At 72.3% G+C, this 15,460-nt stretch carries 14 protein-coding genes; 12 read left to right on the top strand and 2 right to left on the bottom strand.

What is annotated here, in order from left to right; translation table 11 throughout:
• Positions 1-11: 11 nt before the first annotated feature.
• Both ACILRH_RS15180 and ACILRH_RS15175 read left to right on the top strand, forming a co-directional pair.
• Positions 12-1,829 (top strand): ABC transporter ATP-binding protein, encoded by a 1,818-nt coding sequence (locus tag ACILRH_RS15180; protein ID WP_395694636.1) that lies wholly within the window; start codon positions 12-14, stop codon positions 1,827-1,829.
• Positions 1,826-3,610, top strand: coding sequence for an ABC transporter ATP-binding protein (locus tag ACILRH_RS15175; protein ID WP_395694634.1), 1,785 nt, complete (start codon positions 1,826-1,828; stop codon positions 3,608-3,610). The genes ACILRH_RS15180 and ACILRH_RS15175 overlap by 4 nt, the downstream gene beginning before the upstream one ends.
• Positions 3,611-3,629: 19 nt before the next feature.
• Here ACILRH_RS15175 and ACILRH_RS15170 read toward each other — a convergent pair whose 3' ends face one another.
• Positions 3,630-4,103 carry an NINE protein gene (locus tag ACILRH_RS15170; protein ID WP_395694633.1) on the bottom strand — a complete coding sequence of 158 codons (474 nt, stop codon included), beginning with the start codon at positions 4,101-4,103 and terminating at the stop codon, positions 3,630-3,632.
• A gap of 51 nt (positions 4,104-4,154) precedes the next feature.
• Between ACILRH_RS15170 and hisI the strand changes: the two genes are divergently transcribed.
• From hisI to ACILRH_RS15150, 4 genes are read left to right on the top strand one after another with little or no spacing between them, the layout of a single operon-like run.
• On the top strand, positions 4,155-4,529 hold the full coding sequence (hisI, locus tag ACILRH_RS15165; RefSeq protein ID WP_395694632.1) for a phosphoribosyl-AMP cyclohydrolase: 375 nt from the start codon (positions 4,155-4,157) through the stop codon (positions 4,527-4,529).
• Positions 4,522-5,139, top strand: coding sequence for a Trp biosynthesis-associated membrane protein (locus ACILRH_RS15160; protein WP_395694630.1), 618 nt, complete (start codon positions 4,522-4,524; stop codon positions 5,137-5,139). The genes hisI and ACILRH_RS15160 overlap by 8 nt, the downstream gene beginning before the upstream one ends.
• A gap of 42 nt (positions 5,140-5,181) precedes the next feature.
• Positions 5,182-5,382 carry an HGxxPAAW family protein gene (locus ACILRH_RS15155; RefSeq protein WP_395694628.1) on the top strand — a complete coding sequence of 67 codons (201 nt, stop codon included), beginning with the start codon at positions 5,182-5,184 and terminating at the stop codon, positions 5,380-5,382.
• A 16-nt stretch (positions 5,383-5,398) separates the two neighbouring features.
• Complete coding sequence (locus ACILRH_RS15150; RefSeq protein ID WP_395694626.1) at positions 5,399-5,845, top strand: DUF2752 domain-containing protein; 447 nt, start codon at positions 5,399-5,401, stop codon at positions 5,843-5,845.
• Between the two features lie 80 nt (positions 5,846-5,925).
• On the opposite strand, the gene ACILRH_RS15145 is transcribed toward ACILRH_RS15150, so the two are convergent.
• Positions 5,926-6,261 (bottom strand): DUF4190 domain-containing protein, encoded by a 336-nt coding sequence (locus ACILRH_RS15145; RefSeq protein WP_395694624.1) that lies wholly within the window; start codon positions 6,259-6,261, stop codon positions 5,926-5,928.
• Positions 6,262-6,386: 125 nt separating this feature from the next.
• Here ACILRH_RS15145 and trpC point away from each other — a divergent pair, with 125 nt between their 5' ends.
• From trpC to gltB, 6 genes are all read left to right on the top strand, one after another.
• The gene (gene trpC / locus ACILRH_RS15140; RefSeq protein WP_395694622.1) at positions 6,387-7,169 is read left to right on the top strand and encodes an indole-3-glycerol phosphate synthase TrpC; all 783 of its coding nucleotides are present in this window, start codon (positions 6,387-6,389) and stop codon (positions 7,167-7,169) included.
• On the top strand, positions 7,166-8,455 hold the full coding sequence (gene trpB / locus ACILRH_RS15135; protein WP_395694621.1) for a tryptophan synthase subunit beta: 1,290 nt from the start codon (positions 7,166-7,168) through the stop codon (positions 8,453-8,455). The genes trpC and trpB overlap by 4 nt, the downstream gene beginning before the upstream one ends.
• Positions 8,452-9,261, top strand: coding sequence for a tryptophan synthase subunit alpha (gene trpA / locus ACILRH_RS15130; protein ID WP_395694619.1), 810 nt, complete (start codon positions 8,452-8,454; stop codon positions 9,259-9,261). Before trpB ends, trpA begins: the two co-directional genes overlap by 4 nt.
• Positions 9,254-9,859, top strand: a complete 606-nt coding sequence (locus tag ACILRH_RS15125; RefSeq protein ID WP_395694617.1) for an SCO family protein — start codon at positions 9,254-9,256, stop codon at positions 9,857-9,859. The genes trpA and ACILRH_RS15125 overlap by 8 nt, the downstream gene beginning before the upstream one ends.
• A 7-nt stretch (positions 9,860-9,866) precedes the next feature.
• Positions 9,867-10,769 (top strand): prolipoprotein diacylglyceryl transferase, encoded by a 903-nt coding sequence (lgt, locus tag ACILRH_RS15120; protein WP_395694615.1) that lies wholly within the window; start codon positions 9,867-9,869, stop codon positions 10,767-10,769.
• 121 nt (positions 10,770-10,890) lie between these two features.
• A complete protein-coding gene (gene gltB, locus ACILRH_RS15115) occupies positions 10,891-15,441 on the top strand; it encodes a glutamate synthase large subunit (RefSeq protein ID WP_395694613.1) in 4,551 nt (1,516 codons plus the stop codon).
• Positions 15,442-15,460: the final 19 nt, after the last annotated feature.

The following is a 15,460-nucleotide window of genomic DNA, read 5'->3' as shown; positions in this document are numbered from 1 at the left end:
AAGGGGTGCAGGTGACGCTGCAGGTGACGGAGCGACGCAGCGGTCGGAGCACGACGACCGAGGGCTTCGCCGTCCTCGGGGTGGCGATCCGGCGGGAGCCGTGGATCTTCACCGTCTCGACGATCGGCAGCGTGCTCTTCGGCGCCCTGACCGTCGCCGACGCCTGGGTCCTCGGCTGGGCCACCGACCACGTCGTCCTGCCCGCCTTCGACGACGGCGAGATCGACAGCTCGCTGCTCTGGGCGGTGCTCGCGCTGTTCCTGGGGGTCGCGCTGCTGCGCGCCGTCGGGATCGTGGCGCGCCGGCTGGGCGCCGGCATCATGCAGTACCGCATGCAGGCGCACAGCCGCCGGGCGGTGACCCGGCAGTACCTCTCGCTCCCGATGGAGTGGCACCAGCGCCATCCCACCGGCCAGCTGCTCTCCAACGCGAACTCCGACGTCGAGGCGGCCTGGGGTCCGATCGCGCCACTGCCGATGGCGGTCGGGACCGTCGCGATGATGGTGATCGCGGTCGTCCAGATGTTCCTCGCCGACGTGGTGATGGCTCTCGTGGGCCTCCTCGTCTTCCCGGCGGTGGTGGTGACCAACCTCGTCTACCAGCGCTACGCGTCGCCGCTGATGACCAAGGCGCAACAGCTGCGTGCCGAGCTGAGCGAGGTCGCCCACGAGTCCTTCGACGGTGCGATGGTGGTCAAGACGCTCGGGCGGGAGGGGGAGGAGACCGCCCGGTTCGCGGCCAAGGCGCAGCGGCTCCGCGACGTCAACATCCGCGCCGGCCGCATCCGGGCGGCATTCGACCCGACCCTGGCCGCCCTGCCCAACCTCGGCGTCCTCGTGGTGCTCGCGGTGGGGGTGGCGCGGGTGACGAGCGGCGCCACCGAGCCCGGCGACGTCGTCACGATCGCCTACCTGCTCACGATCGTGTCCTTCCCGATCCGGTCGATCGGCTGGCTGCTCGGCGAGTTCCCGCGCAGCGTGGTGGGCTACCAGCGCGTCGACGCGGTGCTCCGGGCGACCGGCGAGATGCAGTACGGCGCCGGGCGCCTCGCCCCGGCCGACACCGGGGCCCGGCTGACCCTCGACCACCTCGCCTACCGCTACGAGCCCGACCAGCGCCTGCTCGACGACGTGACCTTCACCGTCGAGCCGGGCCGCACCGTCGCGCTCGTCGGAGCCACCGCCTCCGGCAAGAGCACCCTGACCAACCTCATCTCCCGGCTCGTCGACCCGACCGACGGCCGGATCCTCATCGACGGCGCCGACCTGCGCGACCTCGCGCGCGGCGAGCTCGCCCGGGCCCTCGCCGTCGTCCCGCAGACCCCGTTCCTCTTCGACGACACCGTGCGCGGCAACGTCACCCTCGGGGCGGACGTGTCCGACGAGGAGGTGTGGGCGGCGCTGCGCGCCGCGCAGGCCGACGGCTTCGTCGCCGCACTCTCGCACGGTCTCGACACGCGCCTCGGCGAGCGCGGCACCTCCCTCTCGGGCGGGCAGCGGCAGCGGATCTCGCTGGCCCGCGCACTCGTCCGCCGCCCACGGCTCCTGCTGCTCGACGACGCCACGTCGGCCGTCGACCCCGAGGTCGAGGCCCGGATCCTGGAGGCGCTGCGCTCCGGCAGCCATGACTCGACCCTGGTCGTGGTCGCCTACCGCAAGGCCACGATCGCGCTGGCCGACGAGGTCGTGCACCTCGAGGACGGCCGGGTGGCCGACCGCGGGACGCACGCCGAGCTCCTCGAGCGCAGCCCCGCCTACGCCCACCTGGTCAACGCCTACGAGGTCGAGGCCGAGCTGGGCAACGAGCTCGTCGGGGAGGAGGTGGAATGAGCACCACGCTGGACAGCGGTGACCGGATCGGCGCGATGGAGACGATCCGGCGGGGCGTGCACTTCTCGCCCGAGCTCAAGGACGGCGTCGGCTGGACCCTGGTGCTGGCGGTGATCGCCTCGATGGGCCAGGTCGTCGTCCCGATCGCCGTCCAGCGCACGGTGGACAACGGGCTCAACGGACCCGGTGGTCCCGACGTCTCCTACGTCGTCGAGATGGGTCTGGCGGCCGCTGCCGCGATCGTGCTGACCAGCTGGGCGTCATACCTGATGACCTCGCGCCTGTTCACCACCTCCGAGCGCGGCCTCGCCACCCTGCGCATCAAGGCCTTCCGCCACGTCCACGACCTCCCGCTGCTGACCCAGAACACCGAGCGCCGCGGCGCGCTGGTCTCCCGCGTCACCAGCGACGTCGACCAGGTCAGCCAGTTCCTCGTCTTCGGCGGCCTGATCTTCGTCGTCAGCGTCGGGCAGGTCCTGGTGGCGACCGTGGTCATGCTCTTCTACAGCTGGCAGCTCGCCCTCGTGGTGTGGGTGTGCTTCGCGCCGCTGTTCTTGTCCCTGCGCTACTTCCAGCGCAAGCTCTCCGCTGCGTACGCCGTGGTCCGTCGCGAGGTCGGCGTGATGCTCTCGGCGATCTCCGAGCCGGTGGTCGGCGCCGCGGTCGTCCGCGCGTACGCCGTGGAGGACCGGACCCAGGCGCGCATCGACGATGCGATCGACGAGTACAAGGCGGCCAGCACCCGCGCGCAGGGCTTCACCGCGTTCTCCTTCTCCCTCGGCGGCGTCTCGGCCGGCCTCGCGAACGCCGGCGTGCTCGTCATCGGCATCTGGCTGGGGTTCGCCGGCGACATCACCGCCGGCACCGTGCTGGCCTTCGCGTTCCTGGTGACGCTGTTCGTCGGTCCGGTGCAGATGGGCACCCAGATCCTCACCGACGCCCAGAACGCGATCGTCAGCTGGCGGCGGGTGATCGGCATCCTGGACACCCCTGCCGACCTCATCGACCCGGGTCCGGACGGCGCGACCCTGCCGCGGCACGCCGTCGACGTCCGGTTCCGCGACGTGGGGTTCTCCTACCCGGGCGGCCCGCCCGTGCTGCGCGACATCGACCTCGAGATCGCCGCGGGGAGCCGGGTCGCGGTGGTCGGCGAGACCGGCTCGGGCAAGTCGACGATCGCCAAGCTGCTGACCCGGCTGATGGACCCCGTCGAGGGTGCCGTGCTGCTCGACGGCGTGGACCTGCGTGACATCTCCCAGGCCTCGCTGCGCAGCAGCGTGGTGCTCGTGCCGCAGGAGGGCTTCCTCTTCGACGACACCGTCGCCGCCAACGTCCGCTACGGCCGGCTGGACGCCACCGACGACGAGATCGTCGCGGCGGCCGCCGACCTCGGCCTGGACGACTGGCTCGCCGGGCTGCCGCGGGGGATCGGGACCCGCGTCGGTCAGCGCGGCGAGTCGCTGTCGGCGGGGGAGCGGCAGCTGGTCGCGCTGTGGCGGGCGCAGCTGGCCGATCCCGACCTGCTCGTGCTCGACGAGGCCACCAGCGCCGTCGACCCCGCTCTGGAGATGCGCATCGCGCGGGCCCTGGACCGGTTGATGAGCGGGCGCACGTCGGTGACGATCGCCCACCGGCTCACGACGGCCGAGCACGCCGACGAGGTGGTCGTGGTCGACCGCGGCCGGATCGTCCAACGCGGCCCGCACGACGAGCTCGTGCAGCAGGACGGGTCGGTCTACGCGAGCCTGCACGCGTCCTGGGTCGCCCAGCACGGGGCCTGACCCGTCCAGGATCGAGGAGTCACGGACGCAGGGGACGACCGCGGCCGTCACGGCCGCCGGCGGCCAGGAGCACGATGCCGTCGACCACGGCCCACAGCCAGACGGCCGGCACCACCAGGAAGCCGATCAGCACGATCATCGAGACGATGCCGAGCAGGAACCCGAGCAGCTGGGTGAGGCCGATCCCGAGGTTGCCGGCGTAGAGGCGTCCCACGCCAGGGACCCCGAAGAGCGTCAGCGCCAGCTGCAGGGTCCCCGCGACGACCCGCGACTTGTCCGACCACGCGACGCCGGTGACCGGGTCGACGCCGTACGGCGCCGGCGGGGCGGCGTACCGCACCACCGGCGGGTACCGCACCACCGGCGGGTACGGCGCAGGAGCGTACGGCGGCGGTGGCGGCAGGTACGGCGCCGGCAGCAGCGGCGTGGGCTCGGGCCGGGCCTCGGGCCGGTAGAGCGGCGACGGGAAGGGCTGGGTCTCCTCCTCGTCCATGGGAGCAGCCTAGGACACGGTGCCGGTGCGGGGACGGCGATACTGGGCCCCGTGACCTCCCTCGACGCCGCGATCGCCGCGCGGCTCAAGCGCACCGCCGACGGACTGGTGCCCGCCGTGGTGCAGCAGCACGGCACGGGCGAGGTGCTGATGCTCGGCTGGATGGACGACGAGGCGCTGGCGCGGACGCTGACCACCGGTCGGGCGACCTACTGGAGCCGCTCGCGCCAGGAGTACTGGGTCAAGGGCGACACCTCCGGCCACGTGCAGTGGGTGCGCGAGGTGCGGCTGGACTGCGACGGCGACACCCTCCTGGTCACCGTCGACCAGGTCGGCGCCGCCTGCCACACCGGGGACCGCACCTGCTTCGACGCCGACCTGCTGCTCCGGGCAGACGGCCTCGCCGAAGACCCTGCCGATGGCTGAGCGTTCGCGCCGTCGCACCTTCGGCCCGGTCGTCCTGCTGGGGCTCGCGTCGGGGGCGCTCACGGCCGTCGCCGCGGCGAAGCCGGCCGTCGACGGGGGCGGTTCGTCGGGCGGCGGGTCGGACGCGTTCAGCTCGACGCTCACGCTCACCTTCGACGGCCACATGCCGGCCGTGACCTCGCTGGCGCTGGTGGTGCTGGCCTGCTGGGGCGTCCTGCTGGTGACGCGGGGGCGGGTACGGCGGGGGGTCGCGGTGCTGGGCGTCCTCGCGGCCCTCGGGGCGCTGGCCGCGGCCCTGGTCGCCTACGGCCAGCTCGCGTCCGACCTGGACGAGCAGCTGGCCCAGCTGGGGATCGCGGACGCCGACGTCCACCACACGGCGTGGTACTGGGTCGCCCTCGGCGCGGCGCTGGTGGCCACGGCGTGCTCGGTCCTCGCCGTCGCGTGGTGCCCCGCCTGGCCGGAGATGGGTGGCCGGTACGACGCACCGGTCGGCTCGTCCCCGGACCAGCCCCCGCTGCCGGCCGCCGCCCCGGAGGACCAGTCCAGCCTGGACCTGTGGAAGGCGATCGACGAGGGTCGCGACCCGACCGAGGCCGACCCTGAATAGACTGTGCCTGCCACGACCTGACCGCCCCGAGGAGCCACCCGAATGTCTGCGAACCACGGCAACACCCCTGCAGCCTGGACCGCCGTCATGGTCTGCATGCTCGGCTTCCTCGTCGGCGCGGTGGGGCTGCTGCTCGACCCGGTCAACATGACGGTCTTCTGGGTCGGCGTCGTCCTCGGCGTCGGGTCGCTGGTCGTCTACGCCGTGATGGCCAGGCTGGGCTACAACGACGCCGAGCACTGAGCGCTCGCCCGCCACGATGACCACCACCGCGCCCCCGCCGACCACGGCCGGCGCGGCGCGGTCGCAGAGCCGCGGCCGCCGGATGTTGGCGCCCGCGCTGACCATTGGGGGGCTCGCCCTCGCGACGGTCGCGCTCCACGTGCGCGACCCGCACCAGCACGGCAGCTGGGGCCTGTGCCCGAGCGCGGCGATGGGGATCTACTGCCCCGGCTGCGGCGGCCTGCGCGCCGTCAACGACCTCACCCGCGGCGACCTGGGCGCGGCGGCGTCGAGCAACCTGCTGTTCGTCGTGCTGCTGCCGGTCGCGGTGTTCCTGCTCGGCCGCTGGGCCGTGGACAGCTGGACCGGACGGGTGCGGGAGTCGAACCCCCGGCGCACCAGGACCCTGCTGCTCTCCCTCTGTGCGGTCGCCGTCGTCTTCACCGTCCTGCGCAACCTGCCGGGGAGCTGGCTCGCTCCCTGACGGTGCCGGGACCCGGAGCCAGACGCACGAAGGGCCGGCCCGTGGGCCGGCCCCTCGTCACCGAGTGGTGGTCGCGCAGGTCAGGACGTGCTGGCGCTGCCGCTGAACTCGAGCACGCCGGTGGCGTAGAGGATGATCCAGAGGACACCCAGCACGACGCCGATGATGCCGAGGATGTAGCCGGCCTGGGCCATGCCACGACCGGTGCCCTGCCCGGCGTCGATCTCCTTCTTGGCCATGTTGCCCAGGATGATCGCCGGGATGCCGGCGAGGATGGAACAGCCGCAGACGACGCTCACGATCCCGAGGACGAGAGACCAGATCGCCTTGCCGTTGTTCTTCTGCGGGACACCACCCGCCGGCGGGACGGGCGCGCCGTACTGGGGCGGCGGGGGAGGCGGTTCGGAGTAGCTCACTGCAAGGACCCTTCGTCATGGCCGTCCGTCTGCCGGCCGTTGGCCCGGACACTACCGATGCGAGACGGGTTCGGGCAGCGTGAAACACTGGATCCGCCCGTCCGACTTTCCCCGCTGGAGCGAAGATGTCCGTCCTCGACGAGATCGTCGCCGGGGTGCGCGTGGACCTCGCCGAGCGGGAGGCAGCGACCAGCCTGGCCGACCTACGCGCCGCGCTCGCCGACGTGGACCCGCCGCGGGACCCGATGCCGCACTTCCGCGCCCCGGGCTCCAGCGTGATCGCCGAGGTCAAGCGACGCAGCCCCAGCAAGGGCGCGCTCGCCGAGATCCCCGACCCGGCCGCTCTCGCCGCGCGGTACGCCGCCGGTGGTGCGGCCGCGATCAGCGTCCTCACCGAGCAGCGCCGCTTCGGCGGCAGCCTCGACGACCTGCGTGCCGTGCGCGCCGCGGTCGACGTGCCGGTGCTGCGCAAGGACTTCATCGTCACCTCCTACCAGCTGGTCGAGGCCCGGGCGGCCGGGGCCGACCTCGCGCTGCTGATCGTTGCGGCGCTCGACGACGACGCCCTGCGTCGGCTCCACGACGAGGCCCGGGAGCTGGGCCTGACCGTGCTGGTCGAGGTGCACGACGAGGCGGAGACCGAGCGGGCGGTCGAGCTGGGCGCCGAGCTGATCGGCGTCAACGCCCGCAACCTACGGACGCTGCAGATCCACGACGACACCTTCGGGCGACTCGCACCGCTCGTCCCCGACGACCGCGTGAAGGTCGCCGAGAGCGGCATCTTCGGCCCAGCCGACGTCGAGCGCTTCGTGGGCGAGGGTGCCCGCGTCGTGCTGGTCGGCGAGGCGCTGGTGAAGGACGGCGACCCCGAGCGGGCGGTCGCGAGCATGACAGGAGTCCAGGCATGACGACCCACCCGGAGCGCACCACCTCCTTCGACGCCGACGAGCGCGGGTGGTTCGGAGGGGCCCAGACCGGCTTCGGCGGCCGCTACATGCCCGAGGCCCTCGTCGCGGCGCTCGACGAGCTGACGGTCGCCTGGCACGACGCGATGGCCGACCCGTCGTTCGTCGCCGAGTTCGACACGATCCTGCGCGAGTACGGCGGCCTGCCCAGCCCGCTCTACCACGCCGAGCGGCTCAGCGACCGCGTCGGCGCCCGGATCCTGCTCAAGCGCGAGGACCTCAACCACACCGGCGCCCACAAGATCCGCAACGTGCTCGGCCAGGCGCTGCTCACCCGGCGGATGGGCAAGACCCGGGTGATCGCCGAGACCGGCGCCGGCCAGCACGGCGTCGCGAGCGCCACCGCGGCGGCGTACTTCGGCCTCGACTGCACCGTCTACATGGGGTCGGTCGACACCCGTCGACAGGCGCTCAACGTCGCTCGGATGAACCTGCTCGGCGCCAAGGTCGTCGCGGTGGACTCCGGCAGCGCCACCCTCAAGGACGCCATCAACGAGGCGCTGCGCGACTGGGTGGCGAGCGTGGACCACACGGCGTACCTCTTCGGCACCGCCGCCGGCCCGCACCCGTTCCCCAGCATGGTCCGCGACTTCACCCGCGGCATCGGCGACGAGGCGCGCGCCCAGTGCCTGGAGCAGTACGGCGTCCTGCCGGACGCCATCGCCGCCTGCGTCGGAGGAGGATCCAACGCGATCGGCCTCTTCACGGCGTTCCTCGAGGACGCGGACGTCGCGATCTACGGCTACGAGGCCGGGGGTGACGGCTTCGAGACCGGCCGGCACGCAGCGACCATCCACGCCGGCGACGCGGGCGTGCTGCACGGCGCGCGCACCTACGTCCTGCAGGACGAGGACGGGCAGACGCTCGAGTCGCACTCGATCTCCGCCGGCCTGGACTACCCGGGTGTCGGCCCCCAGCACGCGCACCTGGCCGCGACCGGCCGGGCGACGTACCTCCCGGTCACCGACGCCGAGGCGATGGACGCGATGGCGCTGCTGGCGCGCACGGAGGGCATCATCCCCGCGATCGAGTCCGCGCACGCGGTCGCCGGCGCGCTGCGGCTCGCCGAGGACCGCCCCGGCCAGACGATCCTGGTCTGCCTCTCGGGCCGCGGCGACAAGGACATGGGCACCGCGCTCGACTACTTCGGGCTCGGCGAAGCCGAAGCCGAGGCCCGAAGCGGTGGGTCCAGCCACCTCGGGACGCCTGACGAGGAGACCGGCGCGTGAGCACGAGCACCGCCTTCGCGGCCGCCAAGGCGGAAGGTCGCGCCGCGCTGGTCGGCTACCTCCCGGCGGGCTTCCCGACCCACGAGCGGGCGATCGAGGCCCTCCACGTGATGGTCGAGCACGGGTGCGACGTCATCGAGCTGGGTCTGCCCTACACCGACCCCGTGATGGACGGGCCGCAGGTGCAGGCGGCCGCGCAGATGGCGCTCGAGGGCGGCACCCGCACGAAGGACGTGCTGCGCACCGTCGAGGCGGTCGCCGCGACCGGTGTCCCGACGGTGATCATGACCTACTGGAACCCCGTCGACCGGTACGGCGTCGCCCGGTTCGCCGCCGACCTGGCGAACGCCGGCGGCGCCGGCCTGATCACCCCGGACATCACCCCCGACTTCGCGCCGGAGTGGATCGCGGCGGCCGACGAGCACGACCTGGACAAGGTCTTCCTGGTCTCCCCGTCGAGCACCGACGAGCGGTTGGCGATGACCACCAGCCAGTGCCGCGGCTTCGTCTACGCCACCGCGGTGATGGGCGTGACGGGCACCCGCGCCCAGACGTCCGACCTCGCCGGGCCCCTGGTCGCGCGGACCCGGCGCACGACCGACCTGCCCATCGGCGTCGGCCTGGGCATCAGCAACGGCGACCAGGCGGCCGCGGTGGCCGCCCGCGACGGCATCGGCGCGGACGGCGTCATCGTCGGGTCCGCGTTCATCCGCGCCCTGCTGGACCACCCCGACGACCACGCCGCGGGACTGCGGGCGCTCGCCGCCCTGACCGAGGACCTCGCGCGCGGGGTGCGGTGTGCGTAGGAGCCTGCTCGCCGGACCTGTCCTGGTGCTGCTGGTGCTGCTGGCCGCCTGCGGGGGCAGCGCGCAGAGCGCGGACGGTGAGCTCACCGGCACCAGGCTCGACCCGCCGTTCGACGTCTCGTCGACACCGCTGACCGACACCGACGGCAACCCGTTCTCGCTGACGGAGGACACCGACAAGCCGCTGACGATCGTCTTCTTCGGCTACACGCACTGCCCCGACATCTGCCAGACGGTGATGGCCAACCTGGCCTCGGCGATGACGCGGCTCGACGCGACGGACCGCGAGCGCGTCGACGTCGTGCTGGTGACCACCGACCCCGCACGTGACACGGCGCCGGTGCTGAAGACCTACCTCGCGCACTTCGACCCCGACTTCGTCGGGCTCACCGGCGACATCAACACGATCATCGGCATCGCCAAGCCGCTCGGTGTCGGGGTGTCGAAGGCCCAGAAGCTGCCGTCGGGTGGGTACGACATCACGCACGGCACCACCATCACGGGAATCGACGCCGAGAACGAGGGCTTCGTCTACTGGGACGAGCAGACCTCTTCGGCGCAGTTCGCCGCCGACATCCACACCCTGCTCAACGACTGAGGCCCCGTTGCTGACCACACTCTCGATCCCCAGCCCGTCCTCGGGCGTCTGGTACCTCGGGCCGTTGCCGGTCCGTGGCTACGCGCTCGCGATCATCCTGGGCATCGTCGCCGCGATCTGGATCGGGGAGCGGCGGTGGGTCGCTCGGGGCGGCACGGCCGGCGACATCTCCGACCTCGCGATCTGGGCGGTGCCGTTCGGGCTCGTCGGCGGGCGGCTCTACCACGTCGCCACCGACCACGACCTCTACTTCGGTGCCGGCCGGCACCCGAGCGACGCCCTCTACGTGTGGCGCGGCGGGCTCGGCGTGTGGGGGGCGATCGCCTTCGGCGCGCTCGGCATGGTCATCGGCGCGAAGCGGAAGGGGATCAAGCTGCTCCCGGTCCTCGACGCCTGCGCGCCCGGGGTGCTGGTCGCCCAGGCGCTCGGCCGCTGGGGCAACTGGTTCAACCAGGAGCTCTTCGGGCGGCCGACCGACCTGCCCTGGGGGCTCTCGGTCAGCGACCGCACGGCCGTCGACGCGGGCTACCCTCCGGGCACGACCTTCCACCCGACGTTCCTCTACGAGAGCCTCTGGTGCCTCGCGGCGTTCGCGCTGCTGGTGTGGGCGGACCGCCGGTTCCAGCTGGGCCACGGCCGGGTCCTGGCGCTCTACATCATGGTCTACACGGTCGGTCGCGGCTGGATCGAGACGCTGCGCATCGACAGCGTCGAGCTGTCCGACGTGGGTGGCCTGCGCTTCAACGTGTGGACGTCGATGGTGCTGTTCCTGGTGGGGCTGGTGTGGTTCGTCGTCAGCGCCCGGCTCCGACCCGGACGCGAGACCGAGGTGTACGTCGACCGCCCGGTCCAGCCCGGTCCCGAGCCCGAGACGGACGACGAGACGACCGACCGACCTGGTGTAGCCTGAACCCTCGCTCAGCTTGGGCCAATGCCGTCCCCTGCGCCGCACTTGCACAGCCGTTCCGCTCGCGCTGGACCCGACAACGTCGTGGGGCCGGCGCGGCGCTGAGACGACGGGAGAATGTCCGGTGCCCTACTCGCACGCATTCCCGCCGCCCCAGGGTCTCTACGACCCCCGACACGAGCACGACGCCTGCGGGGTCGCGTTCGTCGCGACCCTGACCGGGGTCGCCAGCCACCGCATCGTCGAGCAGGGCGTCCAGGCGCTGCTGAACCTCGACCACCGCGGCGCGGCCGGCGCCGAGCCGAACTCCGGCGACGGCGCCGGGATCCTGATCCAGGTGCCCGACGCGTTCCTGCGCGCCGTGGTCGACTTCGACCTGCCGGCCCAGCACGCGTACGCCGTCGGCACGGCCTTCCTGCCCGGTGACGCGGAGCAGGTCGTCAAGACCCGCACCCGGATCGAGGAGATCGCCGCCGAGGAGGGCCTCACCGTCCTCGGCTGGCGCGACGTGCCGGTCGACCCGTCCTCGCTGGGCACGACCGCCGCCGGCGTGATGCCGTCCTTCAGCCAGCTCTTCGTGGCCGGCGCCGGCTCGCGGGTCACCGGCATGGCGCTGGAGCGCCTGGCGTTCTGCCTGCGCAAGCGTGCGGAGCGCGAGACCGACGTCTACTTCCCGTCGCTCTCGTCGCGCACCCTGGTCTACAAGGGCATGCTCACGCCGGTCCAGCTCGACCAGGTCTTCCCCGACCTGCGAGACGAGCGGGTCACCTCGGCCCTGGCCGTCGTCCACTCCCGGTTCTCGACCAACACCTTCCCGAGCTGGCCGCTGGCCCACCCGTTCCGGTTCATCGCCCACAACGGCGAGATCAACACCGTGATGGGCAACCGCAACTGGATGCGCGCCCGTGAGGCGCTGCTGCGCTCCGACCTGATCCCCGGCGACCTCGACCGGCTGTTCCCGATCTGCACCCCGGGGGCGTCGGACTCGGCCTCGTTCGACGAGGTGCTCGAGCTGCTGCACATGGGCGGGCGCTCGCTGCCCCACTCGGTGCTGATGATGATCCCCGAGGCGTGGGAGAACCACGCCGAGATGGACCGCAAGCGCCGCGCGTTCTACGAGTTCCACTCCGCGCTCATGGAGCCCTGGGACGGCCCCGCCTGCGTCGTGTTCACCGACGGCTCCCAGATCGGCGCCGTCCTCGACCGCAACGGCCTGCGCCCCTCGCGCTACTGGGTCACCGACGACGGGCTGGTCGTGCTGGCCTCCGAGGTCGGCGTGCTCGACATCGACCCGGCGACCGTCGTGCGCAAGGGCCGGCTGCAGCCGGGCCGGATGTTCCTCGTCGACACCGACGAGCACCGGATCATCGAGGACGAGGAGGTCAAGGCAGAGCTCGCCGCCGAGCACCCCTACGACGAGTGGCTGCACGCGGGCCTGATCGACCTCGGGGAGGTCCCCGAGCGCGAGCACATCGTGCACACGCACGCCTCGGTCACGCGGCGGCAGCAGGTCTTCGGCTACACCGAGGAGGAGCTGCGGGTCCTGCTCACGCCGATGGCCAACACCGGTGCCGAGCCGATCGGCTCGATGGGCACCGACACGCCCATCGCGGCCCTCAGTGACAAGCCCCGGCTGCTGTTCGACTACTTCAGCCAGCTGTTCGCCCAGGTCACGAACCCGCCCCTGGACGCGATCCGCGAGGAGCTGGTGACCTCGCTGGCAGGGACCATCGGCCCCGAGGCGAACCTGCTCCAGCCCGCTCCCGCGTCGTGCCGGATGGTCCGGCTGCCGTTCCCGGTGATCTCGAACGACGACCTGGCCAAGATCCGTCACATCAACCGTGACGGCGACATGCCGGGCTTCATCACCCACGTCGCTCGAGGCCTCTACCCGGTCGACGGCGGCGGCGCGGCGATGGCGGAGCGGATCGACGAGATCTGCCACGAGGTGTCCGCGGCGATCGCCGACGGGGCGCGCATCATCGTGCTCTCCGACCGGCACTCGACCGCCGAGCTCGCCCCGATCCCGTCGCTGCTGCTCACCGGCGCCGTCCACCACCACCTGGTGCGCGAGAAGACCCGCACCCAGGTCGGCCTCCTCGTCGAGGCCGGCGACGTCCGCGAGGTCCACCACGTCGCCCTCCTCGTCGGGTACGGCGCGGCGGCGGTCAACCCCTACCTCGCGATGGAGTCGGTGGAGGACCTCGCTCGGGAGGGCTACTACGTCGGCGTCGAGCCGGAGAAGGCGGTCGCGAACCTCGTCAAGGCGCTCGGCAAGGGCGTGCTCAAGGTGATGTCGAAGATGGGCGTGTCGACGGTCGCGTCGTACACCGGTGCCCAGATCTTCGAGGCGCTCGGGCTCTCCCAGGCGCTCGTCGACCGCTACTTCACCGGCACGACGTCCAAGCTCGGCGGCATCGGGCTGGACACGATCGCCGAGGAGGTCGCACGGCGGCACGCGACGGCGTACCCCCCGCGCGGCATCTCCCCGGCGCACCGCGAGCTCGAGATCGGCGGGGAGTACCAGTGGCGCCGCGAGGGCGAGCCGCACCTGTTCGACCCCGAGTCGGTCTTCCGCCTGCAGCACTCCACCCGCACGGGCCGGTACGACGTCTTCAAGCAGTACACGGCGCGGGTCGACGAGCAGTCGGAGCGGCTGATGACGCTGCGGGGGCTGTTCCGTCTGCGCGGTGCCGACGAGGTCGGCCGGCAGCCCGTCCCGATCGACGAGGTCGAGCCGGTCTCGGAGATCGTCAAGCGGTTCTCGACCGGTGCGATGTCCTACGGCTCGATCTCGAAGGAGGCGCACGAGACCCTCGCGATCGCGATGAACCGGCTGGGCGCCAAGTCCAACACCGGCGAGGGCGGCGAGGACCCCGACCGTCTCTACGACCCCGAGCGGCGCAGTGCGATCAAGCAGGTGGCCTCGGGCCGGTTCGGCGTGACCGCGGAGTACCTGACGAACTCCGACGACATCCAGATCAAGATGGCGCAGGGTGCCAAGCCCGGCGAGGGCGGCCAGCTGCCCGGCAACAAGGTCTACCCCTGGGTGGCCCGGACCCGGCACTCCACTCCCGGCGTGGGGCTGATCAGCCCGCCGCCGCACCACGACATCTACTCGATCGAGGACCTGGCACAGCTGATCCACGACCTCAAGAACGCCAACCCGCGAGCCCGCATCCACGTGAAGCTGGTCTCCGAGGTCGGCGTGGGGACGGTGGCGGCCGGTGTCTCGAAGGCGCACGCCGACGTCGTCCTCATCTCCGGGCACGACGGTGGCACCGGCGCCGCGCCACTCACCTCGCTCAAGCACGCCGGCGGCCCCTGGGAGCTCGGCCTCGCCGAGACCCAGCAGACGCTGGTGCTCAACGGCCTGCGCGACCGGATCGTCGTGCAGACCGACGGCCAGCTCAAGACCGGCCGCGACGTCGTCGTGGCGGCGCTGCTCGGGGCGGAGGAGTTCGGCTTCGCGTCGGCTCCGCTCGTCGTCTCGGGGTGCATCATGATGCGGGTCTGCCACCTCGACACCTGTCCCGTGGGCGTCGCGACGCAGAACCCGGTGCTGCGCGAGCGCTACTCCGGCAAGGCCGAGTACGTCGTGAACTTCTTCGAGTACGTCGCGCAGGAGGTGCGCGAGCTGCTCGCGGAGCTCGGCTTCCGCACCATCGACGAGGCCGTCGGCCAGGTCGGGAGCCTCGACGTGCGCCAGGCGGTCGACCACTGGAAGGCGTCCGGCCTCGACCTGACGCCGGTGCTCCACCAGCCCGACCGCTCGGCGTTCCCGGGTCAGGAGCTGCGCCGTACCACGGCGCAGGACCACGGCCTGGACCGGTCCCTGGACGTCACCGAGCTGGTGCCGCTGGCGCGGGACGCACTGGAGAAGGGGGAGCCGGTGCGGGCGCAGGTCGCGATCCGCAACGTCAACCGCACGGTCGGGACGATCCTCGGTCACGAGGTCACGAAGCGGTACGGCGGCGCGGGGCTGCCCGAGGGCACGATCGACATCACGTTCACTGGGTCGGCCGGCCAGTCGTTCGGCGCGTTCGTCCCGACCGGCATGACCCTGCGGCTGGAGGGTGACGCGAACGACTACCTCGGCAAGGGACTGTCGGGCGGGCGGATCGTCGTGCGGCCCGACCGCGCGGCGCCGTTCGAGGCCAACGAGCAGATCATCGCCGGCAACGTGATCGCCTACGGCGCCACCTCCGGTGACGTCTTCATCCGCGGGGGCGTGGGGGAGCGGTGCTGCGTGCGCAACTCCGGCGCGCGAGTCGTCACCGAGGGCGTCGGCGACCACGGCTGCGAGTACATGACCGGCGGCCGGGTGGTCGTGCTGGGCAAGACCGGCCGCAACTTCGCGGCGGGCATGTCCGGCGGCGTCGCGTGGGTGCTCGACCTGAAGCCGCAGCGGGTCAACACCGAGCTCGTCGAGCTCGGTCCGGTGACCGAGCAGGCCGCGCTCGAGCTCGAGCAGCTGGTCCGGGCCCACGCCGACGAGACCGGCTCGACGGTGGCCGAGGCGCTGCTCGCCGACTGGGAGACGTCGCTGACCCGCTTCACCGAGGTCGTGCCGACCGACTACCGCAAGGTGCTGGAGGCCAAGGCGAAGGCCGAGGCCGACGGCCTGGACGAGAACGAGACCGCCCACGCGATGATGGAGGCACTCCATGGATGAGCGGAGCGAAGGAGTGGAG

It is taken from the genome of Nocardioides sp., assembly GCF_044226765.1.
GTDB lineage: Bacteria > Actinomycetota > Actinomycetes > Propionibacteriales > Nocardioidaceae > Nocardioides.
This window is presented reverse-complemented; position numbering and strand designations above follow the sequence as displayed.

Bases quoted from the DNA above. Each gene is read 5' to 3' on its own strand.
- ACILRH_RS15175 (WP_395694634.1), top strand. From the start codon at position 1,826: ATGAGCACCACGCTGGACAGCGGTGACCGGATCGGCGCGATGGAGACG.
- trpB (WP_395694621.1), top strand. From the start codon at position 7,166: ATGACGACCCACCCGGAGCGCACCACCTCCTTCGACGCCGACGAGCGC.
- trpC (WP_395694622.1), top strand. From the start codon at position 6,387: ATGTCCGTCCTCGACGAGATCGTCGCCGGGGTGCGCGTGGACCTCGCC.
- ACILRH_RS15150 (WP_395694626.1), top strand. From the start codon at position 5,399: ATGACCACCACCGCGCCCCCGCCGACCACGGCCGGCGCGGCGCGGTCG.
- ACILRH_RS15170 (WP_395694633.1), bottom strand. From the start codon at position 4,103: ATGGACGAGGAGGAGACCCAGCCCTTCCCGTCGCCGCTCTACCGGCCC.
- ACILRH_RS15160 (WP_395694630.1), top strand. From the start codon at position 4,522: ATGGCTGAGCGTTCGCGCCGTCGCACCTTCGGCCCGGTCGTCCTGCTG.
- ACILRH_RS15155 (WP_395694628.1), top strand. From the start codon at position 5,182: ATGTCTGCGAACCACGGCAACACCCCTGCAGCCTGGACCGCCGTCATG.